The organism is Paenarthrobacter sp. NPDC090517 (assembly GCF_044769165.1).
GTDB lineage: Bacteria > Actinomycetota > Actinomycetes > Actinomycetales > Micrococcaceae > Arthrobacter.
On the sequence record NZ_JBIVXN010000008.1, the window covers coordinates 86,034 to 111,557 of the forward strand.

The window sequence follows — 25,524 nt, forward strand, 5'->3', positions numbered from 1 at the left end:
CACAGAAGTGAAAAGGGACTGCCTAGAAATCCGGATGGCTGGCGGTGGCGTGGTACTTGCCGCCATGGAACACCAGGGGAGCGCCGCCGTCGTGCTTGTAGCTTTCCACTTCACCCACGTAGATGACATGGTCCCCGGCGTCATGTCGCGAAACTGTTCGGCACTGGAAGGTGGCCACTGCGCCTTCCAGCAGGGGAATTCCGGCGATGCCCTCTGTGGTTTCCGCGCCGGCGAACTTATCCGTGGCCGGTGTGGCGAACTGGCGGGACAGCACATGCTGGTCACTGGCCAGGATGTTGATGGCAAAGTGCGTTGCGTCCTCGAAATCGTCCAAGCTGGGCGCGCGTTTGCTGGGGCACCAGAGTACCAACGGCGGATCCATGGACACCGACGTGAACGAGTTGGCCGTCATGCCCACTTTTCGACCGTCTGCCGAGGCTGTTGTGACCACGGTGACGCCGGTGGCGAACTGACCCAAGGCGCTGCGGAAATCCCGGACATCGAAAGCCGACGTGTCCTCTTCTTTGCGGGCTTGCATGAAGTCCACGGCTGCAGCTGAGTCAAACCACCATGGGTACGACGTCCGAGGATCATCAAAGCCGCTCACGATGCTTGCCGCCAAAGCGGGGTGCTCAGCAGCTTCACTGAGAAGCGTCTTCTGGTGATCCCGGCGCGGCTTCAGCAGGTCGTTGGTCCACTCCACTGCCCATTGGCCCCACCCGCGCCAGAACTCGTCGAACGTGCGCTCCATCCAGGCGCGGTCAAGGGGCTGCTCGCCGCGGCGAACGATCGCGTCAAGGTAGTACTTCGCGGCCAGTGTGGCGTTGTTGGAACCCTGCCCGGTGAGGGGATCATTAAGGACCACGGCGTCACCGAGCCCGAACACCAGCTTCCCGTTGCCAAGCTCCCCGACGGCGGAACGCACCGTGGGCGTGATGCGCCCCAGGAGCGTGGCGCCGTCGTCCGTCAATTCCGCGTTGGCGAAGTTTTCGGCCTCGTGCGGGAAATGTTCGCGCAGGATTTCCAGCGAACGCTCCAGCTGCTCTTCCGGGGTTCCGACATCGGTCCAGCGGTCCATGGGGCCGCCCACCACCCCTTCGAACACCATCATGCGGCAAGGACCTGAAACGGTCAGGCCGGGGAAAGTGAAGAACTCCCCGACGCCGGGGACCATGGACATGCGAATGGCATTGCCGCTGCTGGAGGTGCTTGCCGGTGAATCGGCGAAAGCGCCGCCGTCGGGCTTGACGTAGTTTAGCGCCAGCACCCGCTGCGGCCGGTCGAAGGGTGACTTTGCCTTGTCGCGGGGGAAGATCTGGCCGATCTCGCCCTTGCCGGTGCTCACAATGACCAGCTCGTAGTCATGGGCGAGTTCTTCGAGCACCCGCGGGGTGACCTTCTCAATGCGGAAGTCACCACCGGATGCAACAAACGTCTCGATCCAGAGGGCGCTCTTGATCCGTTGATCGATGGAGTGGGCCGGGCCATCCAAGGGGGCGTCCCACTCAATGGGGTCGTCCGCGTCCACGTGCAGTCGGATGGAGTTGATGCCTGGGACCGATCCGGATTCATAGAACTGGGTGAGCGCTGTGCCCATCTGGGCTTCAGCATCCAAGGCTGTGGAGAACATGCACTGGCTGGACATGACCTTGCCGGTGCGGATTTGGGCTGCGGAACGATCGGACAGGAGCGTCACGGCGTAGCCTGCCCGCTGGAGGCCAAGGGCCAACTGGGCCCCGGACTCGCCGGCCCCAATAATTGCTATCTTTCGCATGATGGTGTCCTTGCTAGCAGGGCTGTGCTATGAAACTTTGGCGGCCGACAGGTCAGCAAGATAGCTCGCGGCTTTGGCGGGATACATGAACCAGTCCTGGAATTCCGGAGGATGGTTGAAGCCGTTGGCGAAGCGGTGCGCGATGTCCGGTTCGTTGTTCGCAGCCCCCAGGAGCTCAAGAACATGGGGCGGGGGTGGGGCCAGGAGGGCATTTGTCCAGTGTGCAACGTGCTGGGCGTAGTCCCAATACCTCTCAAACGTGGCCTCCATAAAGCTTGCATCGAAAGCTCCAGCGTCGTGCTGAATGATGCTGTCCAAGTACGACGCCGCGCATTTGCTGGCGTTGTTGGAGCCCTGCCCGGTGATCGGATCATTCAACACCACGACGTCGGCCAGGCCTAGTACCTGCTTGCCGCTCGGCAGCGTAGCAATCGGGTGGCGGACGGTGGGCGCGAAGCGACCCTGAAGCACGCCGTTGGGATCGGTCAGTTCCACATTCGTGGCCCGTTCGGCTTCCCAAGGAAGGAAGGTGTTGAGGATGTTCTTTGAGTTCTGCAGGTGTTCTTCGGGGGACAGGCCCTTCCAGGTATCCATGGGCCCGCCCGGAACTCCTTCGAAGACCATGATTTCGCAAGGACCGGTAGTGGTCAGTGCCGGGAAAACGAAGTATTCCCCAACCCCGGGGATGAGGTTGAACGAGACCGCGGAGTACTCTTGCCGGGGCTCCAGGCCTTTCACGTAGGTCAGGGCCAGTGCGCGCTGCGGGGCGTCGTAGGTGCTGCGTTCGGCGTCGCGGGTGAACAGCTGTGCGATCTCGCCCTTGCCGGCCGCCACGATCACCAGGTCTGATTTCTGTGTGTACCTTTCCAACTCAGCTACGCCGGCATCCTCGAACACCAGCTCGCCGCCCCTTGTAGTGAACTCCTCCATGAACTTGGGGAACTTCACGCGCTGATCGATCGACTTGGCGTGGTTGTCCAGGCGGGAAGCCCAACTGATGGCCTTCTCACTTGGAAGTTCGGGGTGCGGGATGGTGAAGGAGATGCCGTCCACGGTGGGGGCGTCCGGCCAGAAATCCAGACCCAACGCGCGCTCGTGTTCCAGGGCGTTGTGGAAGATGCACTGGCTGGAGGCCACTTTGCCTCCGGCAATCTCCTCGGGCGTGCGGTTGGAAATCGTGGTGACCTGGTATCCGGCATCGAGCAGACCGATGCCGAGCTGCAGCCCCGACTGACCGGCTCCGACGATGGTGATATGGCGTTGCGTCATAGTGTTGCCCTTTTCTCTGGGTCTGGTTGCGAGTGTCTGGTTGCGATGGTCAGTTGGCGGCGAGCAAGGGGATGGCTTCTTCGGCGCGTTCCGGGCCCAAAGCCGAGTATCCGCCGTCGACAGCCCAGTCAGCGCCGGTCACGAAACTTGCCTGGTCGCCGGCGAGGAACGCGACGACGTCGCCTATCTCCTGCGGGCGACCGACGCGCTTGAGTGCGTGGAAAGGCGCGGCGACGGAGTCTGTCTTCTCAATGTTCCCGTTGCTGAGGGATTCCATGATGTTGCTCCACACCCAACCGGGACTAACAGAATTCACCCGGATGCCGTCCCCTGCGAAGTCCACTGCCATGCTCCGGGTGACTTGGACCAGCGCGGCTTTGCTCGCCGGGTAGAGCCAGCGGCCGGTCTGGGCCACCGAGCTGGAAATGGAGGTGAAGTTGATGATGGCACCGTGTCCGGAGGCTTTCAGGTAGGGGCGGGCCGCGTTGCTTGCCACCACAGCGCTAACAAGGTTGACATTGAGTGCGTCGAGCCAGTCGGCGCGACCGGAAGCTCCGCCGTCGTCCTTGTAGGTGCAGGCGAGGTTCACCAGAATGTCCAGGCCCCCATGTGCAGCAGCGGTTTCGCTGACCAACCGTTCCACGGCGCCGTCATCGGTGATGTCAGTGTGGGAGTAGGTGATTCCTTCGCCCAGCCCGGCGGTGAGCGAGGCGCCGTCGGGGTCTATGTCCGCAACCACCACAGTGGCTCCCGCGTCCCGAAGCGCCGAGACTACGCCTTGCCCCACCTTGGTGGCTCCACCGGTAACAATTGCCGTCCTGCCCTTGAGTGCTGACATGTGCCGAACCCTTTCGCGTGGGGATGATGCTGTTACGAAGATATGACGTGCGTCATATTTATCCTGCTAGCGACTCTAGGCAGCCGCTGCCGGTGGGAATATCCACTTGGCGCGAGGATCATCCGAATTACGCAGGATCTTCCTCTTCTTCATGCCAACCAACCCACGCCGCGGAAGTGAGGTGGGTTTCCCTGGCCTGTAGCTCCGCCGCCCAGAGTTCGAAGTGGCTCCTGTCCCACTCGTCCCTGCGGTCATGTACCACTCTGATGTTCTTCACTTGTCCTCACCTCGCTTCCACGACTGTTATGGTTTTGTGAGCTGCGTCATACTTGTCTTAAAGGCGACTCTAGACAGCCGCTGCACTGCGGAATATCCACTTGGCGCGGGGATCATCCGAAAGGCGAAAAGCTGCAAAATGCCGTTTAAATGTGGAGTGCAATTACCCGTGAAGTAGGTGGCGGATGGTCAGGATTCTTGCCCGTGATGTTCTGCGGGGACAACCGACGGTGGCCACAAAGGATGTGGACGAAGCACATGCCAAGATCGCGGAGCTGTTCTGCAGCCATGAGCTCGCTCCACGCACGCGCGCATCGTTGATGGACATGAAGCTGCGTTCGTTGCATCGCGGCGACGTGGGCATCGAGTTCCTGGACTACGGTGCGGACGTTCGGATAGAACCTGAGGGACTGCAGGATTTCCATCTGGTGCAGATTCCGCTGGCCGGGCACGCTTCCATGCAGGTGGGTACAAACACTGTGGAATCCAGTCCGAGTGTGGCCACCGTTCCGCCGGTCGACCGGCCCTTTTCCATGAGTTGGGACAGCGGCAGTCCGCACCTGATTGTCTATGTGCGGCACTCGGCGATGGAGCGCGTGGCCGAGCAGTTGTACGGCGACAGTGCTGTTGACCTGGGCTATGGCATGGATCTCTCAAGCGGCAGCGGCCGGGCGTTCTTGAGGTCCGTCGTCGAACTTCATGACGACATGATCAGCCAGCCCGCCTCCAGTGCCCCTGCGTTCGTTCAGGGATTGCTGGCGGACAGCATGATGTCACGTTTGCTGATGGCGATGGAGTTGCCCAGTGGCGAGACCCAGGACGCGGAGTCCGAAAGCCGGCTTGTCCGTGAATGCCGCGAGCTGTTGGAGCGGCATGCATTCGAGGAACTTACGGTGCCGGACATTGCCGAGTGCTTGGGCGTTTCGGTCCGTACGCTGCAAACGGCGCTTCGGGCGGAAACCGGTGCCACGCCGTCGGACATGTTGCGCAGTATCCGGCTGGACCGAGCCCGGGAGATGCTCTTGGAAGCGAACCCGCGGGAGCAGAGCGTCACTGCCATTGCGGAGTTGTGCGGGTTTACGCACCAAGGACGGTTCTCGGCGCTGTACGTCAAGGCATTCGGCGAGCTGCCCAGCGTGAGCCTGCGTCGGTAGCTACGCCTCCAGCACGTACGTCTTCAGGTCATCCAGCGTCTGCTGCATATGGGCATCCATGGCCAGCCGTGAATCATTGGGATTGCGCGATTCCAAAGCGGCCGCGATCTTCCGGTGGTGCCCGATGGCGTGTTCCTGGATCTCCGGGAAGGCTGAGGTTTCGGTCCGCCGGGCTTCGAGGACCCGGTGCAGCGGCTCGAAGAGCACGGCGACAAAGACGTTGCCTGAGGCGTGAAGGATCACGTCGTGGAAGGCAAGGTCTGCTTCCACGAAGGCGGCGAGGTCATTGGTCTCGTGGGCGGCCTGCATCTTTTCCACATGCTCTTTGAGGGCCGTGAGTTCATCGTCCGAGATGCGTTCAGCGGCCAGTTCGCAGGCGCCGGTTTCAAGCATGCGCCGCAGTTCGATCAGCTGGATCGCGGCAGCTGCATCCTTGGTTCCCTCCGAGGCCGCACGCAACACGGCTTCCAGAGATGCCCATTGGTTGAGAGGGTTGACGAACGTTCCGCGGCCCCGTTCGACGCTAAGGATCCGCTGCGCCTCGAGGGTTTTCATGGCCTCGCGCACAGTCATCCGGCTCACCTCGTGTTTGGCGCTGAGCTCCAGCTCTCCCGGGACTACCGTTCCAGGCGGAAACTCGCCCGCGATGATCCGGTCCAGCAGCTCGTCAGCGACAACGCCGACCAGCGACTTGCGTGCCATGTATCCCCATTTCCTATACTCCAGACCGCCCGGCTCCTTGCGCATTTCCCTCGGACGGGCGGTTGTCAGACATCTTACGCTGGCAGTGTCCGGCTTGTTTCCCAAAACCCAGTTAGTGCCGCAGCGCATTTTTCCGGCTGTTCCCAGTGGACGTTGTGGCCGGCGCCGGGGATGGCACTTAGCTGCCGATGCGGACTTTCGGCTACGAACGCGCGTATTTGCTCCATAGGCCGCACCCGGTCATCGGTGCCGGCTATCACCAGCAGTGGCGCGTGGACGCGCCCGGGCACTGAAGGTTCGACGCCGGTCATGGCCGCCAAAGCGCTTGCGGACAGAATCGGGAACGGCGCATCAAATCCTGTGCTGAGCCGCGCCATGTCTGCTGCGGACAGTTCTCCATACCAAGCATCCATGAGCTTTGCTATGGTCTCAGAATCGAAAAATCCCTGATCCAGTTGCGAGCTCAACAGCTTTTTGAATCCCTGATTCTGCGGCACGGGGGCCATGCCCACCAAAGTTATGGTGGCCACTAGTTCGGGGCGGGCTGCAGCAAGTGTCAATGAAACACTGCCTCCCATGGAATGCCCCACCAGGTGCACCGGTCCGCTGCTCCTGTCTTCAATGGCTGTCGCAACCGAACTGGCCACCGAGCCCAGCGTCCACGCGAAGTCCGGCGGTAGTTCTTCACCTGGGTGGTAGCCGGGGAGGTCGAAAATCCAGACCGTCCGGCCGGCGTCGAGCAGTTTTTTCGCAAGAGGTTCCCAGTACACGGAGCTGGAGGCCCATCCGTGGATCAGTGCCACGGGAGCCGCTTCACCTGCGGAGACGGTAGGCGTGAGGACGTTGACGAACGGGAGCGCAACAACACGGTCAGCCATGCCCCCAGCCTAGTGATGCGCAGCACCTTGCGCAGTGTAGAGCCGTGTGTCACACTAATTCAAATGTTAGATGTCTGACATCTTACATTCACCAAACCGCTACAGAGATTTCCCACGATGGAGTGCACAGTGACCCTTGAAGCCGACGTTCTGGCCGCTTTCCCGGCGGAAGTTCAGATTCCTGCTCAGTTGGTTGCCGACGCTGTTGCGGCGTCCTCGGCAACATCTCCCCGCGTCTTGGTAGTCCTCGACGACGACCCCACGGGAACGCAGTCCGTTGCGGATCTCGCTGTGCTGACCCGGTGGGACGTCGCAGACTTCACGTGGGCCTTCACCCACATCCGGCAGAACCAGACCAAGCCCGCCGTCTACGTCCTCACCAACACCCGCAGCCTGGACCCGGCCGAAGCTGCAGCCCGCAACGAGGAAATCGTCCGCAACGCCCTGGCAGCGGCAGCAGGGAATGTGAGGCTCGGTTTTGTCAGCCGCAGCGACTCCACCCTTCGCGGCCACTACCCGCTGGAGCCCGACGTCATTGCAGCCACCGTGGCAGCCGAGACCGATGAAGCTACCGACGGCGTGGTGATCGTCCCGGCATTCCCCGACGCCGGCCGCGTCACCATCGGCGGCGTGCACTACATGCGGGGCACCGGAGAAGCAGCAGGCACACTCACCCCCGTGGCCGAGACGGAATTCGCCAAGGACGCCAGCTTCGGCTTTAAGAACTCCGAGATGGCCAAGTACGTGGAGGAGAAGTCGCAGGGACGGTTCCCTGCCGGCGATGTGATCGTGCTTGACCTCAACATCATCCGAGCCGGAGCGTCCGCCCAGGATCCCACCATCTCAGCGAAGGCCATCGCCGACGCCCTTGAGTCCGCCACCAACTCCACACCGATCGTGGCAGACATTGTTACCGAGAATGATTTCCGCGCCTTGGCCCTGGGTCTCGAAGAAGCCGAGCGCCGTGGCAAGAAGCTTCTCTACCGAGTGGGCCCACCCTTTGTGAGGGGTCGCATCGGCCAGGAGATCCGGACCGCGTTGACCTCAGAAGAGGCCTATGCAGGCAACACCCCCTCCACAGGAGGGGGCCTGATCGTGGTCGGCTCCCACGTCGGCGTCACCACGCGCCAGCTCAACTCGCTGACCGCGGAACACAGCTCTGCACGGACCGTCGAGATCGACGTCGAGCAGCTGCTGACGGCCGAGGCCGATGCCTACATCGCAACTGTCGTGTCCGACGTCGTCGACGCACTTCACAAGGGCGACGTCATCGTCCACACCAGCCGCCTGCTCATCAAGACAGACGACGCCGCAGCGAGCCTGAAGATCGCCCGCACCGTCTCGGCCGCCGTCGTCGCAGTCGTGAACCGGACGTTGAAGACCTTCCCGCCACGGTTTGTCATCGCCAAGGGCGGCATCACGTCGTCGGACGTCGCCGCGCACGGACTGGAGATTCGTCACGCGATCGTCCGCGGCCCCATGCTGCCGGGCATTGTTTCGCTGTGGGAGCCCGTGGACGGTCCCGCGAAGGGCATCCCGTACATCGTGTTTGCCGGAAACGTGGGCGACGACCAATCCCTGACTGAAGTCACCCGCAAGCTCAGCGCCACTTTCTAGAACCCCGAAATTCAATGGAGAACACCATGACCAGCAGCAACTACACAGTCACCGTCCTGGGCCTCGGCGCCATGGGCCTGCCCATGGCAACCCGGCTCGCGTCCGAGCTGACTGTCCACGGCTTCGACATCGCCGAGCCCCGACTGGAGCTCGCCGCAGCAGCCGGCATCAAGACCTTTGCTTCTGCCCGCGAGGCATCGGATGGCGCGGACGCGCTGCTCCTGGCCGTCCGTAACGGCGAACAGCTTAACGACGTCCTCTTCGGCGAGAATGGCGTGGCTTCTGTACTGAAGCCGGGCGCCGTCGTGATCCTCGGCAGCACAGTTGGCACCGAAGCCATCCCCGCCACGGTGGAAAAGCTTGCGGAATACGGTGTAGCCCTGGTGGATGCGCCGCTCTCCGGCGGCCCGAAGCGTGCCGGCGAAGGCGACCTGCTGATCGTTGTCGGTGCTGAGCCGGAGGCACTGGAAAAGGCCCGTCCTGCCTTGGAACTGCTGGCCTCCACCCTGAGCATCGTGGGCGACAAGCCCGGCGATGGACAGGCCCTCAAGACCGTCAATCAGCTCCTCTGCGGTGTCCACATCGCCGCGGCTGCCGAGGCGATGGCCCTTGCCGACGCCCTCGGACTCGATCAGGCCAAGACCCTCGCCGCCCTGGAAGCCGGAGCCGCAGGTTCCTTCATGCTTTCAAACCGCGGCCCGCGCATCCTCGAGGCCTACTCCGAAGAGGGCGCCGAGGTACTCAGCCGCTTGGACATCTTCGTCAAGGACATGGGCATCGTGGGTAAGGCAACCCGGGCCGCCGGTCTTGCCGCACCCGTTGCCGCCGCTGCAGAACAGCTTTACCTTCTCGGTCAGGCCCAGGGCCTCGCCGCCGCCGACGACTCCGCCGTCATCAAGGTTGTAGCGCCCGCAAAGCGCACGGCCTAAGCACCCCTCAGAACGCGCGACGACGGCGATCCCCCCTTCGCCGTCGCCGCCACCTCCCGCCGGTCTTCTCTAGACTGGTATGTCAAAGGAGACACCCCCAATGAATCCCCTCGTTAACTCTTTGATGGTTCAGGCGGCTGACGCCCCCGCTATCAAGCCCGCAGTGGAGCTGGGAACACCCCTGCTGCTGACCATCGCCGCAGCGGGCATCGCCCTGTTGCTTGTGCTGATCATTCGCTTCAAAATCCAGGCTTTTGTTGCGCTGCTTGCCGTCAGCATCCTCGTGGGCGTCGCCGCGCAGATTCCGCTCAAGGACATCTTCACTGTTGTGACCACGGGCGTTGGCAGCACCATGGGCAAGGTCGCACTGCTGATCGCCCTTGGCGCCATCCTCGGCCGCATGATTGAAGTTTCCGGCGGCGTGCAGTCGCTGGCCACCCACTTCACTGAGAAGCTCGGCGCCAAACGCGTTGCCATTGCACTGACGGCCGTCGGCTTCCTCGTGGCGATCCCCGTGTTCTTCGAGGTGGGCGTGATCGTCCTCGTTCCCATTGTTTATGCGTTCGCGAAGATCGCTAACGTACACCCGATCAAGTTCGGCCTGCCCATGGCCGGCATCATGCTGTCCATTCACGTGGCCGTCCCGCCGCACCCGGGCATCGTTGCCGGCGCCGGCGTGTTCGGTGCGGACATTGGACTCATCACCCTGATCTCACTGATCATCTGCGTGCCGCTTGGCTTCCTGTCCTACTGGGTTGCCAGCATCATGAACCGCAAAGAGTACGAATTGCTTCCAGGCGTCAAGCAGCAAGTGGACGAGTTCGGTTCCGAATCACTGGTCCACGTTGGCCATGACGGCCCCGGTGCCCACGCCATCGCTCCTCCGCGGCCTGGCCTGATCATGTTCCTTATCGCCGCCCCCATCGTCCAGATCCTCCTTGGCACCGTGGGAACGCTGACCCTCCCCAAGGACAACTACTGGTACGGTGTGGCTGCGTTCATCGGGAACCCGTTCTTCGCACTCCTGGTGGCTGTGGCTCTGTCCTTCTTCCTGCTGGCCGTCCGCCGCAACTGGTCCCTCAAGGAAACGGGTGAGATCTTCGAAGGCGCACTTCCTCCCATCGCTTCCATCCTCATGGTGGTGGCCGCTGGCGGTGTGTTCGGTGAAGTCCTCCGGGCATCCGGAATCGGCGCAGCTCTGTCCCACACCCTGGATAGCCTCGGGCTGCCGGTCATCGTGCTCGGCTTCATCATCTCCTTGGCACTGCGCGCCGCCCAGGGATCTGCCACTGTCGCCATCGTGACCACAACCGGCCTGCTCACTTCCGCTGTGATGGAGGGCGGGTACACGCCAGCCCAGATCGCGGTAATCGTCATTGCCATTGGCTTCGGTTCACTGGGCTTGTCCCACGTAACCGACGCCGGGTTCTGGACCGTTGTCCGCTATTACGGCCTCACCGTGTCAGATGGCCTTAAGACCTGGACCGTTCTCACCACCATCCTGGGCTTGGCCGGCTTCGCGTTGACTTACGTTGCCTGGATCCTGGTGGGAGGTTTGGCCCACTGATGCGCGGCAAACTCGACCATATGGTCAACTCTGCCCTGGGCTCCGGCTCGGCTGTTCCGGCGTTCACCTGTTACGACTTCACCACCGCCCTGGCTGTGGTTGGCGCGGCCGAAAAAGCAGGGCTCGGCGTGATCCTGCTCGTCGCTCCGAAGACCGCGTCCACGCCTAATGGGTTGCGCCTCATCGCGGCCCTTCGTGGACTCGCCGACGACGCCAGCATCCCCGTCTCGGTCCAGTTGGACCACGCCTCGGACATCCAGGTCATCCTGGAATCCGTGACAGCCGGTGCGGATGCGGTCCTCGCTGACGGTTCATCATTGCCCTACGAGGACAACATCGCCCTTGTCCGTGAAGTCCGTGCGGCGCTAAACGCCCAAGGACGTAACGACGTCGTGATTGAGGCGGAGTTGGGCGGCCTAGCGGGCGATGAGGACAGGGCGTTCAGTGCCGAAGGTCCAGCGCACGACGCCGGAACGTCCGTCGCGGGACTCACCAACCCGGCACAGGTGGCCGACTTTGTGAAGCGCACGGGAGCCCAGCTACTGGCTGTCGCGGTGGGTAACGTACATGGGAAGTACAAGGGCGACCCCAACATCCGTTGGGACGTACTGCAAGAAGTCGCTGCGCAGACCGAGGCGCCGCTGGTGCTTCACGGAGCCTCCGGCATTCCGGCCGACGAGTTGGCGAAGGCTCCCTCAATGCGCGTTGGAAAGGTGAACTTCAACACGGAGCTGCGGACCGGCATCCTGGCGACGCTGGAGTCGGAAACTGCAGCCCACCGGGCCGACGGCGAGAACCTGCAGGGATTGTTGGCCCGATGGAATGGCTCGGCTGCAGCTTTTGCGGGCGCCACACTCGAGTTGCTCAGCGTCTGACGAGCAGCGCGGCAACCAAGGCCGGCAACCAGGGAGGCTAGGATCAAAACATGATCCTGGCCTCCCTGATATTCGCGACGATTGCTGCCCTGCTCCACGTCTACATCTTCACCATGGAGTCCATTACTTGGACAAAACCAAAAACCTGGAAGACATTCAGCATCACCTCCCAGGCTGACGCGGAAACCACTAAACCGCTCGCATACAACCAGGGTTTCTACAACTTGTTCCTGGCCATCGGCGCACTGGTCGGCATTGTCGCAGTGGCTATGGGTGCACCCCAAGTGGGCTGGACCCTTGTCTTCAGCAGTTGCGGTTCCATGCTTTTGGCGGCCCTCGTGCTCGCAGCAAGCGGCAAGAAGTACCTCCGCGCAGCTACCCTCCAAGGCACCACGCCGCTTCTCGCCGTCGTGCTTGGCGTGCTTGCAGTAACGCTGGGCTAAGCCAGGTTGGGTTAGGCCAAGGACCTAGGATTCCGGCGGACCATCCTGGGCCGCGGTCTCGTCCATCCAAACAACTTCCCAGTGGTGGCCGTCCAGATCGCGGAACGCGCGGCTATACATGAATCCCATGTCCATGGCGTCGTAAGTTTCGGAACCACCGGCTGCGAGTGCCTTGGCAGCCACGGCATCCACGTCCTCACGGCTGTCGGCTGAAATGGCGACGATGGCCGCCGTCGAATTTTGCGTGTCCGCGATGGGCTGCTTGGTGAACTCGCTGAACTTGGCGTGGGTCAGGAGCATTGCATAGATGGTGTCGCTGAAGACCACGCAGGCAGCGGTCTCGTCGGTGAAGTTCGGGTTTATGGAGTAGCCAAGGGATGTGTAAAAGGCCTTGGAGGCCTCCAGGTCGCTGACGGGCAGGTTCACGAAAATCGACGTAGTCATGCCTCTGATCCTGCCGGTGATTCCCCAACTCGTCCAGAGCCAATTTCGAGTTTGTGGATAACGGCTGGGTCGTCCGCCCTGCCTGCTGGTCCAAGCCCTTGCGCGGGCGGACAATGGAGTAAGCACGCAGCGGCGTGCCATTGTAGGGAGAACCATGGAGATGGACGCGCATCCTCCCGCCGGCCCGGCAACGGCTGTGCAACGGGACCCGGCGATCGACCTCGTCCGCTTCATCTGCCTGCTCCTGGTCGTCGCGGCACACTGCATGATGGTCAGCCCCGTCCTGCACAAGGATGGCACTGTCACCACCCTGAATGTGCTCATGGAGCAAAGCTGGTTCACCCCTGTGGCATGGGGGCTCATGATTGTGCCGCTGTTCTTCGTCCTGGGCGGCGTGACCGGATTGCAATCGTGGCGGCGCCTGAAGTCACACGGCGGCACCGGTTTCGACTTCGCCCAGCTACGGCTCCTGCGCCTGATCCGCCCGGCCATGGCTGTACTGGCCGTCATGTGGGGAGGGCTATGGGTGGCACTGCTGCTTGGCGTCCACCCGCAAGTCATCCAGTTGATGACTGCCGGGGCCGCAATGCCACTGTGGTTCCTGGCTGCCTACCTCACGGCCCAACTCAGTATCCCGTTCATGGCCCGGCTTCACGAACGGCTGCCGCTGCTGACTTTCGCTGTGCTGGTGGCACTGATCATCACGGTGGATTCCCTTCGCGGCGCCGTCCCCGTCCTGGCGTTCGCAAACATGATCTTCGTGTGGTGCGCTGTCCAGCAGCTTGGATTCCTCATGGCCGACGGATTCTTCGAGAAACGTAGTCGCAGCTGGCTTCTTGGTGCCATGATTTCCAGCAACCTTCTGCTGGGACTGGTGACCGGCGTGGCCGTGTACCCGGGGAACATGGTGGTAAACCTGAATCCGCCCAATTTTTGCCTGCTTCTCTTGGGCGTTTCCCAGGCGGCGACGCTTCAACTGCTCCACAAGGGCATTCGGTGGATCGCGGACCTCCGTTGGGTCCAGGTAGTTATTGCTGTAGCGGGACGGCGATCCATGACCGTCTATCTGTGGCACCTCCCACTGCTGGTGGGCATGTCCGGGTTACTGTTGCTCACCGATGTGCCCAAGCCATTGGCCGGGAGCGCAGAGTGGTGGTGGGCGCGGATCCCGGTCTTCTTCGCTGTACTAACCCTGCTGGCCCCAGTGGTATGGATTTTTGGTCGATTGGAGAACCGCCCGACGGCGGCCAGCCACGCGCGGGGACCGTCGCGTACCGCAGTGGTGACCGCCGCCGTCGTGGTTTTGGTCCCGCTGGCGGACGCCGCCTTCAACGGATTGACCCTTGCCCTGTTGGGTGGGGGAGCGGCGTGCTTTGCCCTTTCGGTCCTTTTGCTTGGCAGGGTTCCGACGCCGGTGCTGACGCTGCCCGCACAGGAAGGCGCTGAATTGCGCGGGGGGCGCTGGCGCACGTTGCCAGACCCGGATTTACGTGCCAATCTCGAAACATGACCGAGTACACGGATTCACTGGCAGAGTCGTTCCGAGCTGGCGTCACCACGGTGCGCAACGACAAATTTCACCGCTATGAGCTGCATGTGGACGGCGAGCTGGCCGTGATTTCCCAGTTCATGGACAAGCCCGGTCATATTGATTTCATTCACACTGAGACGAAACCAGGGTTCAACGGCCAAGGCCTTGCAAAAGTCCTGGCGCACTTTGCGTTGGATGATGTGGTGGCCTCCGGAAAGCGCATCATCCCGCACTGCCCGTACATCGCCGCGTACTTGAAGAAGCACGAGGGCTACGAGCAGGACGTCGACTGGCCCGCCGAGAAGCCGGTGGGGGAACCGAAGAACGAGTAACTTGATGCCCGCTTCCCTGGGAAGCCGGTTCGCTAAGGAAGCGGGGACCGCTTTCTTTGCCATTGCACTGCATGCCACAAGAGCAGAGCGGCAGTGATCAGCAACGCAGCCAGGATTGCATAGGGTGCGTTGGAGAGCATGATGAAGTTAATTTGGGCTGTCTGGGCTGACTCGGGGGACTGAGCTTGGGCAGTGCTCACTATCGCGCTGGCCGCCGTAGTTAAAGCCCATAATCCAAACCATGCCAAGCCGGCGTCCAAGACCCACAAGGCAATGATGAATGGGTTGAGCTGGATGCGCTTGCGTTCCGCGCCCGCGGTCTCCGGCACGTGGGGGCTGACGGCGGGCTGGGCGTTGCCATGCTCGTCGATTTCGCGGAAGCCGATTCGTTCGTGGGCGTGGTCCTTCATATGGTCCCCCAACCGTGGGCAGCGGATAGTCCTAGCACTCTACCCCTTGGAGATCGGAAGGCAGCAGGTCGTGCACACACGGCCCAGCGAAGCCTTCGGACCCAAAAATAGTGCCATATTCTGCACCCAAAGTGGTCCGAAGAAAAGTCAATGACGTACTTACGGGCGGCACAGTCGCGAGAAACCGTCTTCTCAGCGAAATACATCACAAAAGTTTGACGCAAAGGATTACCTAAGTAAGGCTTACCTTGCTAACAAGCGGCCCCAACGCAATGGAAGGAAGCTGACGTGACGTCACCTAGTGTCGAAGAGCGGATCGCTCAGGAGCAGGATTTTGGCTCCAAAGTGGAACTGGCCCTCGCTGCCACAAACCAGCTGTTCAACGCACGAAATTCACCCAGTTACGTCGCTCAGGTTCTCCAGGGGGTCAATGCGGTCTCAACCAAAGTTCAGCGGACCGCCCAGCCGTTCACCGGCGTCGGGCATGCAGAACTGAAGGCCAAGGTTGGTGCGGTGGACCTTGAACGCCCGCTGCCGGACACGGCTGCGGCGCTGGAAGAGCTCGAGGAGCTCTACCTCAAGGACGCCGTCTACTTCCACGATTCCCGCTACGCGGCGCACCTCAACTGCCCGGTTGTCATTCCGGCTCTGGTTGGCGAAGCCGTGCTCTCGGCAGTGAATTCCTCCATGGACACCTGGGACCAGAGCGCCGGTGCCACCATGATCGAGCGCCGCCTCATCGATTGGACGGCCGAGCGGATCGGTTTCACGGAAGACGCTGACGGTGTGTTCACGTCCGGTGGAAGCCAGTCCAACTTCCAAGCCCTGCTGATTGCCCGGAATCATGCCGTCGCCAAGCTGCGGGCCGCGAATGGGGATGCGCGCCTGCCGCACCTGCTCGACCGGCTCCGGATTTTTACGTCCGTGGATAGCCACTTCAGCATCCAGAAGTCTGCTTCCATGCTGGGGCTGGGCTTCGATGCCGTCATCGCAGTGCCTACCACCCAAGACCACCGCATGGACCCCACCGCGCTTGCTACTGCCTTGGCGGAAGCCCACGACGCCGGGCTGGTGCCGATGGCGGTTGTCGCAACTGCCGGGACTACGGACTTCGGTTCGGTTGACCCTTTGTCCGAAATGGCAGCGTTGGTTCGCGCCTACGATTCGTGGCTGCACGTGGACGGCGCCTACGGTGGAGGGCTCATCGTTTCCGGCAGGCACCGTCACCTCCTGAACGGGATCCACCTTGCGGACTCCGTCACGGTCGACTTCCACAAGACCTTCTTCCAGCCTGTCAGCTCCAGCGCAGTCCTTGTCCGCAACGGCTCCATGATGGGCCACGTCACCTACTACGCGGACTACCTGAATCCTGAGAGCGCGGCGAAGGCAGAAATCCCCAATCAAGTGGACAAGAGCATCCAGACCACCCGCCGCTTCGACGCCCTGAAGCTGTGGCTGACCCTCCGCATCATGGGTGCCGACGCCATCGGCGCACTCTTCGACGAAGCGATCGACCTCGCCGCCCGGGTGGGAACCTCGCTGGCTGACGATGTTGACTTCGAACTCGCTGCAGCACCCCAGCTGAGCACCTTGGTTTTCCGTTACCGCCCAGTGGTTGACGGTGCAGCCCTCGATGAAGATGCTGCAGACGTTCTCAACCCAGCTATCCGCGCCGCGATCTTCGCTTCCGGCCAGGCCGTTGTTGCCGGCACCAAAGTGGCTGGCCGCCACTACCTCAAATTCACCCTCCTCAACGCCGAGGCGAGCCTGAGGGACATCCAGGAAATCATCGAACTTATCCGCCGGACGGGCGACAACCTGTTGGCGAACACCACGGAGGCCGCAGCGTGAGCACCCAGGACAACGGCAAGATTTACGACGTCGCAGGCATCGGCGTCGGGCCTTTCAACCTGGGCTTGGCCGCGTTGAGCGAGCCCGTGGAAAACCTCGACTGCGTTTTCCTGGACCGCCGCGAGTCCTTCGACTGGCACCCCGGCATGATGTTGGAGCCGGCGCACCTGCAGGTCCCGTTCATGGCGGACCTCGTGACGCTCGCCGACCCGACGTCGCCGTTCTCGTTCTTGAACTTCCTGAAGCAGACCGGGCGCTTGTACCGTTTCTATATCCGCGAGAACTTCTACCCGCTGCGTGCCGAGTACAACCAATATTGCCAGTGGGTGGCCGGCCAGCTTGAGTCTGTTCGTTTTAGCACGGATGTGCTGGATGTGACCTACGACGACGGCGTGTACCGGCTTTCGGTCCAGGGGCCGGAAGGAGCTGAGGTGCTTCGCGCCCGCAAGCTTGTCCTGGGCACCGGTACCTCCCCGTATGTCCCGGAATCCTGTGCAGGAATAGTGGACGCCGGAGGACTTGTCCTCCACAACGCCGACTACCTGTCGAGGAAGAGTGAGCTGCAGTCCAAGCGCAGCATCACTATTGTGGGCAGTGGCCAGAGCGCTGCGGAGCTCTACTACGAGTTGCTGCAGGAGATCGATGTCTACGGTTACCAGCTCAACTGGGTCACGCGTTCGGGCCGGTTCTTCCCCTTGGAGTACACCAAGCTCACTCTTGAGATGACGTCGCCGGAGTACGTTGACTACTTCCACTCGCTCCCGGGCGAGCAGCGGGATTCGCTGATCAAGAGCCAGAAGAACCTGTACAAGGGCATCAACTCGGACCTGATCGACGACATCTACGACCTCCTTTACACCAAGAGCCTCTCCGGCATGGTGGACACCCAGTTGCATACGCACTCATCGCTCACCGCTGCAGAGTGGGATGCCACCACCGGCACCCATACACTCCGGTTGCACCACGAGGAACACGGGCAGGGCTACACCTTGGAGTCCGAAGCCGTGGTCCTCGCCACCGGCTACACGTACAAGGAGCCCGCCTTCCTGGCAGGCATCCAGGACCGGATCCGTCGTGACGCCAAGGGCCGCTTTGACGTTGAGCGGAACTACGGCACCGGCGTGGAACCGGGCGAAATCTTCGTCCAAAACGCCGAACTGCACACCCATGGTTTCGTCACGCCGGACCTTGGCATGGCCGCCTACCGCAACTCCTGCATCCTCCGCGAAATCACCGGCCGCGAGGTCTACCCGATCGAGCGCAGCATCGCATTCCAGCAGTTCGGTGCTCCCGCTCCCGTGACTGCTGCCGTCCCCGAAACCGCTGGAGCCACCGTATGAGCTTCACGTTCCGGCTGGTTGATCCCGTGGCGGACGCACCTATCCTCCACAGCTGGGTCAGCCAAGAATATGCGCGGTTCTGGGGAATGGTTTCGGCCACCGAGCAGGACGTTGTGGAGGAATACTCCAAGATCGCTGAATCCGGCCATCACCAAGCGTTCCTGGGGCTCGACGACGGCGTCCCCGCCTTCCTGATGGAGCGGTACCGACCGGAGTCGTCGCCGTTGGCGGACGTCTACGAGGTTCAGCCAGGTGACGTGGGCATGCATCTCTTGGTGTCACCACCCAGCGGCGCCCCGCAACCGGGCTTCACCACCGCCGTTATGCAGTCCGTCATGACGGAACTCTTCGATGACCCGGCAACCCAGCGTGTCGTCGTCGAGCCGGACGCCCGCAACCACAAGATCCATGTCCTGAACGAGAAAGTGGGCTTCCGCCCGCACGGAGTGGTGACCCTTCCCGCCGTCGACCCTGCCGAAGACCACAAGCAGGGGCTGCTCAGCTTCTGCACCCGCGAGGATTTCCTGGCGACCCTGACCCCGATTCTGGCCGCGCCTGCCGCGGCGACCAGAGGAGAATCCCTGTGACAACAACTGCCGACAACGCGACTATCACCGCCGTTGATTCCGTGTCCCATCTGACCCCGGAGCGCTGGGCCATCGCCAACCGGCACCTGGTCCGCAAGGCGATCGCCGAGTTCTCGCACGAGCGAATCCTGGTCCCGGAGCTGATCCGCGAGGAGGGTGCCGGCGTGGGACTGTACAAGGTAGTGAGCGATGACGCTGCTACTGAATACCGCTTCCGCGCCCGGCTGCTGCAACTGGAGCACTGGTCCGTATCCGCGGAATCCATCGTTCGGTTGCGGGATGGTGAAGAGCTCCCTGTGGATGCCTTGGACTTCATTGCCGAGTTCCATGAGGCACTGGCCATCCGCCAGGAAATGCTGCCTGTATACCTTGAGGAAATCAGCAGCACGCTGGCCAGCCACGCCTATAAGCAGGGCAAGCCGTTCAGCTCGGCCCAATTGGCTGCGGGCATCACCGGCGGCGCTGACCGCGCCGCTGATTTCCAAGCCATTGAGCACAGCATGACCGAGGGCCACCCGTGCTTCGTGGCCAACAACGGCCGGCTTGGGTTCGGGATCGCCGACTACCATGCATTTGCACCGGAAACCGGCGCAGCCGTGAAGCTGCAGTGGATCGCTGTGCACCGCAGCAAGGCAGTATTCACCTCCAGTGCAAGGTTGGACTACCGGACGCACTTCGAGGCCGAACTTGGGCCCGCGACTCTTGCTTGGTTCAACGCGGAACTGTCCTCATCCGGCCTGGATCCGGAGGACTACCTCCTCATGCCCGTCCATCCGTGGCAGTGGGACAACAAGCTCACGGTGACGTTCGCGGCAGAAATCGCCCAGCGCCACATCGTGAACCTTGGCACGGGGGAAGATTCGTACCAGGCACAGCAGTCGATCCGTACGTTCTTCAACACCGACTACCCGGAAAAGGCCTACGTCAAGACGGCCATGTCCGTTTTGAACATGGGCTTCATGCGCGGTCTGTCCCCGCAGTACATGAAGGCAACACCGGCCATCAATGACTGGCTGCAGGAACTGATCGGCAATGACCAGGAGCTCCAGGATCGGGGCTTGGCCATGATCCGTGAAACCGCGGCCATCGGCTACCACAATCACTATTACGAGGCTGCTTCGGCCAAGGGGTCCCCGTACCGAAAGATGCTCTCGGCCCTGTGGAGGGAAAGCCCGCTACCGTTGCTCACGGAGGGGCAGCAGCTGGCCACCATGGCGTCTTTGCTGCACGTGGACTCCTCGGGAGAATCGGTGGTGTCCGCCCTGATTCAGCGGTCGGGCCTGGCCCCCACTGAGTGGCTTCGCCGCTACTTCGAGGCCTACCTTGTGCCGCTGGTCCACTGCCTCTACGAGTACGAGCTCGCTTTCATGCCGCACGGCGAGAACGTCATCCTGATCCTTGAGGATGGAGTGCCCGTCCGCGCCATCATGAAGGACATCGCGGAGGAAATCGTGGTCATGGGGGACCGGCTGGAACTCCCGGAGGAGGTCTCCCGTGTCAAGGCTGAGATCCCTGCCGAGGAAATGGTCCTGGCCATCTTTACCGACGTGTTCGACTGCATCTTCCGCTTCCTGGGCGCAATCCTTGTGGAGGACGGCACGTTGCGCGAGGACGAGTTCTGGGGAACTGCCGCCGCAGTGCTGCGGGAATACCAGCAGCGCCACCCGGAGTTGGCGGACCAGTTCGCGATGCACGACCTGTTCGCAGCGGACTTCGAGCTCTCCTGCCTCAACCGCCTGCAGCTCCGGAACAACCAGCAAATGCTCGACATCTCGGATCCCTCTGGTGGGCTCCAGATGGCGGGCCGTTTGGCGAACCCCTTGGCCAAGTTCGCCTGATTTACTCCGCCGAGGTGGCAGTTAACACCAATCCTGCTCGCAGACATGGGTATTAACTGTCACCTCGGCGGAGCGAGTGCTCCCTAACTCTTGACACTCCGACGTGACGCCGGATACATTTGTCCACGTTATACGAATAACTAATACGAATAACCAATACGCTGATACGGCCCAAGGAGGTGCCCCATGGCTAAGTCGAAGCCGCATTCCAAGCCGACCATGCACGATGTTGCTGCTGCTGCCGGTGTTTCGCAAGCCACTGTCTCCCTGGTGCTGAACTCAGCGGGCGGGTCGCGGTTTTCCGACGAGACCCGACGCAAGGTCAAAGATGCCGTCGCGCAACTCGGTTACCGCACGAACGCCCACGCAAAGATGCTCCGCGATGGGTTGGCCGGTATGGTCGGGTTCATTGGCGACTCTGTGGCGACTTCCCCCTTTGCCGGGGCAATCATCGAAGGGGCCCAAGAGCGCGCCTGGGAGGATGGGCTCCTCCTGCTGACCATGAACACCGGCGGAGACAAGGACCTTGAGGCCGCTTCCCTTGACGCCATGCTTTCCTACAATGTGGCAGGCGTCGTTTATGGCTCCATGTATCACCGGCTGCTGGAGGTGCCCAAGGCTCTTGCTGGTGTTCCCTCGGTGGTGCTGAACTCCCAGGATCGGGCCGGGCAGCTCCCCAGTGTGGCACCCGACGAGGTGAACGGCGGCTATTCAGCCACCCGCCACTTGCTTAATGCCGGGCACACCCGCGTGGGGATGATCAACATCGAATTGCTCGAAAGCGGCCTTCCTGCCGCGGTGGGCCGTTACGAGGGCTATACGGCAGCCCTTGCAGAGGCTGGACTGGACGTGGACCCCGCGCTGGTGCGCTTCGGCAGGGGCGGCGAGGATGACGGTTACAAGTATGCAATGGAATTGATGACTGCCCCGGAGCAACCTACGGCGATCTTCTGCGCCAATGACCGGACGGCATGGGGGGCTTATCAAGCGGTAGCCGATCTTCGGCTTTCGATTCCTGATGACGTCTCGATTGTGGGTTTTGATAACCAAGCCATCGTCGCTCCCCATCTTCGTCCAGGGCTGACAACCTTCGAATTGCCCTTTATTGCCATGGGCAGGCGCGCGGTTGATCTTATCCTCCAAGGCGCCGAGCCCGATGGTCGGGTGGAGCTCATGGAATGCCCCCTTATTGAACGAAAGTCAGTTACACACCCTAAGGAGATGCCATGAGCCGCACTATGCCGGCGAAACGCGGGCGTCCGTCTGCGGCACCGGTGCCGCAACTTCCGCAACGAAAAATTTCTGCTTCGCTCCGCCTTCGGCGCATTTTTCGGGCCTGGCAGTTATACGTATTACTAACGCCAGCGCTGCTGTACATCTTGGTCTTCAAGTACTGGCCGATGTACGGCGTGCAGATAGCTTTCAAGAACTACAACCCGGTGGATGGTTTCACTGACAGCCCCTGGGTGGGGCTGGACCACTTCGTCCGGTTCGTGAACTCCTACCAGTTCGGCCAAGTGGTGGGAAACACGCTATGGATCGCGGTCCTGGGCCTCTTAGTGGCCTTCCCCATCCCCATCATTCTGGCGCTGCTGGTCAACCAGCTCCAGAGCGAGAGATTCAAAAAGTTCACCCAAACGGTGCTCTACTCGCCGGCGTTCATCTCCACCGTTGTGGTGGTGGGAATCATGTTCGTGATCCTCTCGCCGAGGTCAGGGCTGGTAAACAACGCCATCCAACTCACCGGAGGCGAGCCGATCTTCTTCATGGGCTCGGCTGAGTGGTTCCGGCCGGTGTACGTCATCTCGGATGTCTGGCAGAACGCGGGGTTCTCCATGATCGTCTACCTCGCCGCGTTGGCCGCGATCGACCCCGCACTTCACGACGCCGCGAAGGTGGATGGCGCGTCAAAGCTCCAGCGCATCCGCCACATCGACCTGCCGGGCATCATGCCGGTGGTGACCATCCTTTTCATCCTGGCTATCGGCAACCTGCTGAACGTGGGCTTCGAAAAGGCATTGCTGATGCAGACACCGTTGAACCTGTCCACATCAGAGATCATCCAGACCTACGTCTACCACGCTGGTTTGCAGCAAGCGCAGTTCAGCTACTCGGCCGCCATTGGCCTCTTCAACTCCCTCCTCAACCTTGCGCTGTTGCTCGTCTTCAACACGATCGCACGCCGGGCCAACCAAGCGACCCTGTGGTGATGCCGAAATGTCCCTGACAACCGAACCCTCAACCATCCACCAGGCCAACAGCGCTCCCAACCCGGGCCGCCGTCACCAGACTCTGCGCGACAAATACGGCGATCGCATCTTCAACGTCGCCGCCGCGGCAGTGCTGCTGTTGTCCATCCTTGCCGTGGTCTACCCCCTCTACTTCATTGTCATCGCCTCCATCAGCGACCCCAATGCCGTCTACGAAGGGAAAGTCTGGCTGTTCCCATCCGGAGTTACCACCGAAGGCTACGAACGGATCTTCGCCGACAGCAGGATCTGGAACGGACTCGGCAACACCCTCCTGTACACCGTGCTGGGAACCGCCATCAGCGTTACCACCATCCTGTGTGGCGCCTACGCGCTGTCCAGGAAGGACATGCCGGGCCGCAAGATCCTGATGCTCCTGTTCGTGATCACCATGTTCTTCGACGGCGGACTCATCACCAAGTACCTGGTGGTCCGGGACCTGGGCATGCTGGACACCATCTGGGCCGTGGTCCTGCCGGGTGCCGTGGGCGTCTGGAACCTGATCATCGCCAGGTCCTTCTTCGAGCACACCATCCCCAACGAACTGCGCGAGGCCGCCCAGATGGACGGGGCAACGGACTTCAAGTTCTTCTTCAACATGGTCCTGCCACTATCCAAGCCATTGATCATGCTGATGATCATGGTGCACGTGGTGGCCCATTGGAACTCGTTCTTCGACGCCCTGATCTTCCTCAACGACGACACCAAATACCCGCTGCAGCTCGTCCTGCGGAACATCCTGATCCAGTCAGACGTCTCCTCCACCGGAACAACCGGCGGGGACATCGAATCCTATGCGGCAGCGCAAAGGATCGCAGAGCTCACCAAGTACGCCATGATCGTCGTCTCGAGCCTGCCACTCATGATTGCCCTGCCATTCATGCAGAAGCACTTCACCAAGGGCGCCATGATCGGCGCCGTCAAATAATCGCTCACCCCAAAGAAAACGGTCCAAAGCATTCGCCTCTGGACCGCACCCGATCACACTCAGAACAGGAAATGACCATGGCAATCAGCCGCAAACTCGCCGTCCTTGGCGCCGTGCTGGCCGGAACGTTGACGTTCACCGCCTGCTCCGGCTCCAACTCAGGCACCACGGAGATCAAAGATGCCTCCGCAGACTTCGGCTTTCAAGAAAAAGGCTTCCCCATTGTCAGCAAGCAGCTGACCTTGAAGTTCTCAGGAACGAAAGCGGCCCTGGCCCCCGACTACAACACCATGACCGTCGTCAAGGAATGGGAAAAGGCCACCAACGTCCACATCGAGTGGGAAAACCTTCCCGAGACGGTCTTCCAGGAAAAGAAGAACCTGATCCTGGCCAGTGGCGACCTGCCGGACGCGTTCTTCAACACAGGCCTGACGGATGCCGAAATCGCCACCTACTCCGCCAGCGGCACCTTGATCCCTCTGGAAGGACTGATCGAGAAAAACGCGCCGAACCTGTCCAAACTCCTCTCCGAGCGCGCGGACATCAAGGCAGCGATCACCTCTTCAGACGGACACATCTACTCCCTGCCGTCCGTGGAAGAGCTCGGCCTGGTGCAGTTCCCCAATGAACTGGCCATCAACACCTCCTGGCTCAAGAAGCTCAACATCCCCATGCCCAAGACCATCGATGAGTTCCACGACGCCTTGGTGGCTTTCAAAGCCCAGGATGCCTCCGGCACAGGCAAAACCATCCCCCTGAGCTTCATGCCCGGCTCATGGTGCGGCGACATCGTGGACCTGATCGCTGCCCTCGGCGGAACCCCGGACAACATGGACCACCGCATCGTCCAGGACGACAAAGTCATCTTCACGGCCACCCAGGATGGCTACAAGAAGGCCATCCAAACCCTCCACGAGTGGTACAAGGAGGGCCTGATCGATCCTGAGTCCTTCTCCCAGGACGACAAAGCCTATCTGGCCAAGGGCAAGGCCGCCACGGAAAACCTCGGCTCATTTGTCTGGTGGGAAATTCCCGAAATGGTAGGCGCGGACCGCGCCGGCGACTACGCCCTGGTGCCCGTCCTTGAAGGCGTCGACGGCAAACGAATCGCCAGCCAATCCAACAACCAGGAAATCGCCCGCGGAGCGTTCGCCATCACCCGGGCCAACAAATACCCGGCAGCGACCATGCGCTGGGCAGACAACCTCTACGATCCCATCCAGTCCGCCCAAGCCAACTGGGGACCCATCGGTGAAACCCTCCAGAAGGACGCCAGCGGCATCCTGACCCAAATCCCGGCACCGGCCGGAACCAGCGAAGGCGAACGCCGCCAAAAGGTTGCCCCGGGCGGACCGAAGGCAAACACCGCCGAGAACTTCACGTCCGTCGTCGCCCCCGAACCACGCGCCGCGGCCCGCCAAAAGACGGTCACTGAAAACTACAAGCCCTTTGCGGGCAACGACGGCTACCCGCCCGTTGCACTTTCCAACGAAGAGCTCCAGCAGATCGGCACCATCCAGGCAGACGTCACTTCACTGGTCAAGCAGAACACTGCCAAGTGGATCGTGTCCGGCGGCATCGACCAAGAATGGGACGGCTACGTCACCCAGCTCAAGAACGTTGGCGTCGACAAGATGATCGAGGTCTACCAAGCCGCCTACGACCGCTTCAAGAAGAACTCCTAACTGCTAA

24 protein-coding genes are annotated in these 25,524 nt (G+C 61.6%); 16 read left to right on the top strand and 8 right to left on the bottom strand.

The window, feature by feature from the left end:
• Positions 1–22: 22 nt before the first annotated feature.
• The 4 genes from ACIQTW_RS19865 to ACIQTW_RS19880 form a co-directional block, all read right to left on the bottom strand.
• The gene (locus ACIQTW_RS19865; RefSeq protein ID WP_402940628.1) at positions 23–1,774 is read right to left on the bottom strand and encodes a flavin reductase; all 1,752 of its coding nucleotides are present in this window, start codon (positions 1,772–1,774) and stop codon (positions 23–25) included.
• A 27-nt stretch (positions 1,775–1,801) separates the two neighbouring features.
• Positions 1,802–3,043: a styrene monooxygenase/indole monooxygenase family protein gene (locus tag ACIQTW_RS19870; RefSeq protein ID WP_402940631.1), complete on the bottom strand. Its 1,242-nt coding sequence runs from the start codon at positions 3,041–3,043 to the stop codon at positions 1,802–1,804.
• A gap of 49 nt (positions 3,044–3,092) precedes the next feature.
• Entirely contained in the window at positions 3,093–3,881 is a 789-nt protein-coding gene (locus tag ACIQTW_RS19875; RefSeq protein ID WP_402940634.1) for an SDR family oxidoreductase, read from the bottom strand.
• 127 nt (positions 3,882–4,008) lie between these two features.
• The gene (locus tag ACIQTW_RS19880; RefSeq protein WP_402940637.1) at positions 4,009–4,158 is read right to left on the bottom strand and encodes a hypothetical protein; all 150 of its coding nucleotides are present in this window, start codon (positions 4,156–4,158) and stop codon (positions 4,009–4,011) included.
• A 184-nt stretch (positions 4,159–4,342) separates the two neighbouring features.
• Between ACIQTW_RS19880 and ACIQTW_RS19885 the strand changes: the two genes are divergently transcribed.
• A complete protein-coding gene (locus ACIQTW_RS19885) occupies positions 4,343–5,311 on the top strand; it encodes an AraC family transcriptional regulator (protein ID WP_402940640.1) in 969 nt (322 codons plus the stop codon).
• Here the strand turns inward: ACIQTW_RS19885 and ACIQTW_RS19890 are convergent, their stop codons facing one another.
• Positions 5,312–6,013, bottom strand: coding sequence for a FadR/GntR family transcriptional regulator (locus ACIQTW_RS19890; RefSeq protein ID WP_402940643.1), 702 nt, complete (start codon positions 6,011–6,013; stop codon positions 5,312–5,314).
• Between the two features lie 74 nt (positions 6,014–6,087).
• Positions 6,088–6,891: an alpha/beta fold hydrolase gene (locus ACIQTW_RS19895; protein ID WP_402940646.1), complete on the bottom strand. Its 804-nt coding sequence runs from the start codon at positions 6,889–6,891 to the stop codon at positions 6,088–6,090.
• A gap of 129 nt (positions 6,892–7,020) precedes the next feature.
• Here ACIQTW_RS19895 and ACIQTW_RS19900 point away from each other — a divergent pair, with 129 nt between their 5' ends.
• From ACIQTW_RS19900 to ACIQTW_RS19920, 5 genes are all read left to right on the top strand, one after another.
• Positions 7,021–8,508: a four-carbon acid sugar kinase family protein gene (locus ACIQTW_RS19900; protein WP_402940649.1), complete on the top strand. Its 1,488-nt coding sequence runs from the start codon at positions 7,021–7,023 to the stop codon at positions 8,506–8,508.
• A gap of 26 nt (positions 8,509–8,534) precedes the next feature.
• The gene (locus ACIQTW_RS19905; RefSeq protein ID WP_402940652.1) at positions 8,535–9,437 is read left to right on the top strand and encodes an NAD(P)-dependent oxidoreductase; all 903 of its coding nucleotides are present in this window, start codon (positions 8,535–8,537) and stop codon (positions 9,435–9,437) included.
• Between the two features lie 100 nt (positions 9,438–9,537).
• Positions 9,538–11,004 carry a GntP family transporter gene (locus ACIQTW_RS19910; RefSeq protein ID WP_402940655.1) on the top strand — a complete coding sequence of 489 codons (1,467 nt, stop codon included), beginning with the start codon at positions 9,538–9,540 and terminating at the stop codon, positions 11,002–11,004.
• Positions 11,004–11,879: a class II fructose-bisphosphate aldolase gene (locus ACIQTW_RS19915; protein WP_402940657.1), complete on the top strand. Its 876-nt coding sequence runs from the start codon at positions 11,004–11,006 to the stop codon at positions 11,877–11,879. Before ACIQTW_RS19910 ends, ACIQTW_RS19915 begins: the two co-directional genes overlap by 1 nt.
• A gap of 50 nt (positions 11,880–11,929) precedes the next feature.
• A complete protein-coding gene (locus ACIQTW_RS19920) occupies positions 11,930–12,322 on the top strand; it encodes a DUF1304 domain-containing protein (protein WP_402940660.1) in 393 nt (130 codons plus the stop codon).
• Positions 12,323–12,346: 24 nt separating this feature from the next.
• Here ACIQTW_RS19920 and ACIQTW_RS19925 read toward each other — a convergent pair whose 3' ends face one another.
• A complete protein-coding gene (locus tag ACIQTW_RS19925) occupies positions 12,347–12,766 on the bottom strand; it encodes a VOC family protein (protein WP_402940663.1) in 420 nt (139 codons plus the stop codon).
• Positions 12,767–12,920: 154 nt separating this feature from the next.
• On the opposite strand from ACIQTW_RS19925, the gene ACIQTW_RS19930 reads away from it, so the two are divergent.
• Entirely contained in the window at positions 12,921–14,276 is a 1,356-nt protein-coding gene (locus ACIQTW_RS19930; protein ID WP_402940666.1) for an acyltransferase, read from the top strand.
• Positions 14,273–14,629, top strand: a complete 357-nt coding sequence (locus ACIQTW_RS19935; protein ID WP_402940668.1) for a GNAT family N-acetyltransferase — start codon at positions 14,273–14,275, stop codon at positions 14,627–14,629. The genes ACIQTW_RS19930 and ACIQTW_RS19935 overlap by 4 nt, the downstream gene beginning before the upstream one ends.
• Before the next feature lie 32 nt (positions 14,630–14,661).
• Here the strand turns inward: ACIQTW_RS19935 and ACIQTW_RS19940 are convergent, their stop codons facing one another.
• Positions 14,662–15,039: a hypothetical protein gene (locus ACIQTW_RS19940; protein ID WP_402940671.1), complete on the bottom strand. Its 378-nt coding sequence runs from the start codon at positions 15,037–15,039 to the stop codon at positions 14,662–14,664.
• Between the two features lie 288 nt (positions 15,040–15,327).
• On the opposite strand from ACIQTW_RS19940, the gene ACIQTW_RS19945 reads away from it, so the two are divergent.
• The 8 genes from ACIQTW_RS19945 (at position 15,328) to ACIQTW_RS19980 (ending at position 25,517) form a co-directional block, all read left to right on the top strand.
• A complete protein-coding gene (locus ACIQTW_RS19945) occupies positions 15,328–16,890 on the top strand; it encodes a pyridoxal phosphate-dependent decarboxylase family protein (protein WP_402940673.1) in 1,563 nt (520 codons plus the stop codon).
• Positions 16,887–18,230, top strand: coding sequence for a lysine N(6)-hydroxylase/L-ornithine N(5)-oxygenase family protein (locus ACIQTW_RS19950; protein WP_402940676.1), 1,344 nt, complete (start codon positions 16,887–16,889; stop codon positions 18,228–18,230). The genes ACIQTW_RS19945 and ACIQTW_RS19950 overlap by 4 nt, the downstream gene beginning before the upstream one ends.
• Positions 18,227–18,817 carry a GNAT family N-acetyltransferase gene (locus ACIQTW_RS19955; RefSeq protein WP_402940679.1) on the top strand — a complete coding sequence of 197 codons (591 nt, stop codon included), beginning with the start codon at positions 18,227–18,229 and terminating at the stop codon, positions 18,815–18,817. Before ACIQTW_RS19950 ends, ACIQTW_RS19955 begins: the two co-directional genes overlap by 4 nt.
• Complete coding sequence (locus ACIQTW_RS19960) at positions 18,814–20,655, top strand: IucA/IucC family protein (RefSeq protein ID WP_402940682.1); 1,842 nt, start codon at positions 18,814–18,816, stop codon at positions 20,653–20,655. Before ACIQTW_RS19955 ends, ACIQTW_RS19960 begins: the two co-directional genes overlap by 4 nt.
• A gap of 186 nt (positions 20,656–20,841) precedes the next feature.
• Positions 20,842–21,885, top strand: coding sequence for a LacI family DNA-binding transcriptional regulator (locus tag ACIQTW_RS19965; RefSeq protein WP_402940685.1), 1,044 nt, complete (start codon positions 20,842–20,844; stop codon positions 21,883–21,885).
• Positions 21,882–22,865 (top strand): ABC transporter permease, encoded by a 984-nt coding sequence (locus tag ACIQTW_RS19970; protein ID WP_402940688.1) that lies wholly within the window; start codon positions 21,882–21,884, stop codon positions 22,863–22,865. The genes ACIQTW_RS19965 and ACIQTW_RS19970 overlap by 4 nt, the downstream gene beginning before the upstream one ends.
• A gap of 7 nt (positions 22,866–22,872) precedes the next feature.
• Positions 22,873–23,832 (top strand): carbohydrate ABC transporter permease, encoded by a 960-nt coding sequence (locus ACIQTW_RS19975; RefSeq protein WP_402940691.1) that lies wholly within the window; start codon positions 22,873–22,875, stop codon positions 23,830–23,832.
• A 77-nt stretch (positions 23,833–23,909) separates the two neighbouring features.
• A complete protein-coding gene (locus ACIQTW_RS19980) occupies positions 23,910–25,517 on the top strand; it encodes an ABC transporter substrate-binding protein (RefSeq protein WP_402940694.1) in 1,608 nt (535 codons plus the stop codon).
• Positions 25,518–25,524 lie beyond the last annotated feature (7 nt).

Coding starts and splice junctions, on each gene's coding strand:
- ACIQTW_RS19865 (WP_402940628.1), bottom strand. CDS start 1,774: ATGCGAAAGATAGCAATTATTGGGGCCGGCGAGTCCGGGGCCCAGTTG.
- ACIQTW_RS19870 (WP_402940631.1), bottom strand. CDS start 3,043: ATGACGCAACGCCATATCACCATCGTCGGAGCCGGTCAGTCGGGGCTG.
- ACIQTW_RS19875 (WP_402940634.1), bottom strand. CDS start 3,881: ATGTCAGCACTCAAGGGCAGGACGGCAATTGTTACCGGTGGAGCCACC.
- ACIQTW_RS19885 (WP_402940640.1), top strand. CDS start 4,343: ATGGTCAGGATTCTTGCCCGTGATGTTCTGCGGGGACAACCGACGGTG.
- ACIQTW_RS19890 (WP_402940643.1), bottom strand. CDS start 6,013: ATGGCACGCAAGTCGCTGGTCGGCGTTGTCGCTGACGAGCTGCTGGAC.
- ACIQTW_RS19895 (WP_402940646.1), bottom strand. CDS start 6,891: ATGGCTGACCGTGTTGTTGCGCTCCCGTTCGTCAACGTCCTCACGCCT.
- ACIQTW_RS19905 (WP_402940652.1), top strand. CDS start 8,535: ATGACCAGCAGCAACTACACAGTCACCGTCCTGGGCCTCGGCGCCATG.
- ACIQTW_RS19910 (WP_402940655.1), top strand. CDS start 9,538: ATGAATCCCCTCGTTAACTCTTTGATGGTTCAGGCGGCTGACGCCCCC.
- ACIQTW_RS19915 (WP_402940657.1), top strand. CDS start 11,004: ATGCGCGGCAAACTCGACCATATGGTCAACTCTGCCCTGGGCTCCGGC.
- ACIQTW_RS19920 (WP_402940660.1), top strand. CDS start 11,930: ATGATCCTGGCCTCCCTGATATTCGCGACGATTGCTGCCCTGCTCCAC.
- ACIQTW_RS19925 (WP_402940663.1), bottom strand. CDS start 12,766: ATGACTACGTCGATTTTCGTGAACCTGCCCGTCAGCGACCTGGAGGCC.
- ACIQTW_RS19930 (WP_402940666.1), top strand. CDS start 12,921: ATGGAGATGGACGCGCATCCTCCCGCCGGCCCGGCAACGGCTGTGCAA.
- ACIQTW_RS19935 (WP_402940668.1), top strand. CDS start 14,273: ATGACCGAGTACACGGATTCACTGGCAGAGTCGTTCCGAGCTGGCGTC.
- ACIQTW_RS19940 (WP_402940671.1), bottom strand. CDS start 15,039: ATGAAGGACCACGCCCACGAACGAATCGGCTTCCGCGAAATCGACGAG.
- ACIQTW_RS19955 (WP_402940679.1), top strand. CDS start 18,227: ATGAGCTTCACGTTCCGGCTGGTTGATCCCGTGGCGGACGCACCTATC.
- ACIQTW_RS19965 (WP_402940685.1), top strand. CDS start 20,842: ATGGCTAAGTCGAAGCCGCATTCCAAGCCGACCATGCACGATGTTGCT.
- ACIQTW_RS19970 (WP_402940688.1), top strand. CDS start 21,882: ATGAGCCGCACTATGCCGGCGAAACGCGGGCGTCCGTCTGCGGCACCG.
- ACIQTW_RS19975 (WP_402940691.1), top strand. CDS start 22,873: ATGTCCCTGACAACCGAACCCTCAACCATCCACCAGGCCAACAGCGCT.
- ACIQTW_RS19980 (WP_402940694.1), top strand. CDS start 23,910: ATGGCAATCAGCCGCAAACTCGCCGTCCTTGGCGCCGTGCTGGCCGGA.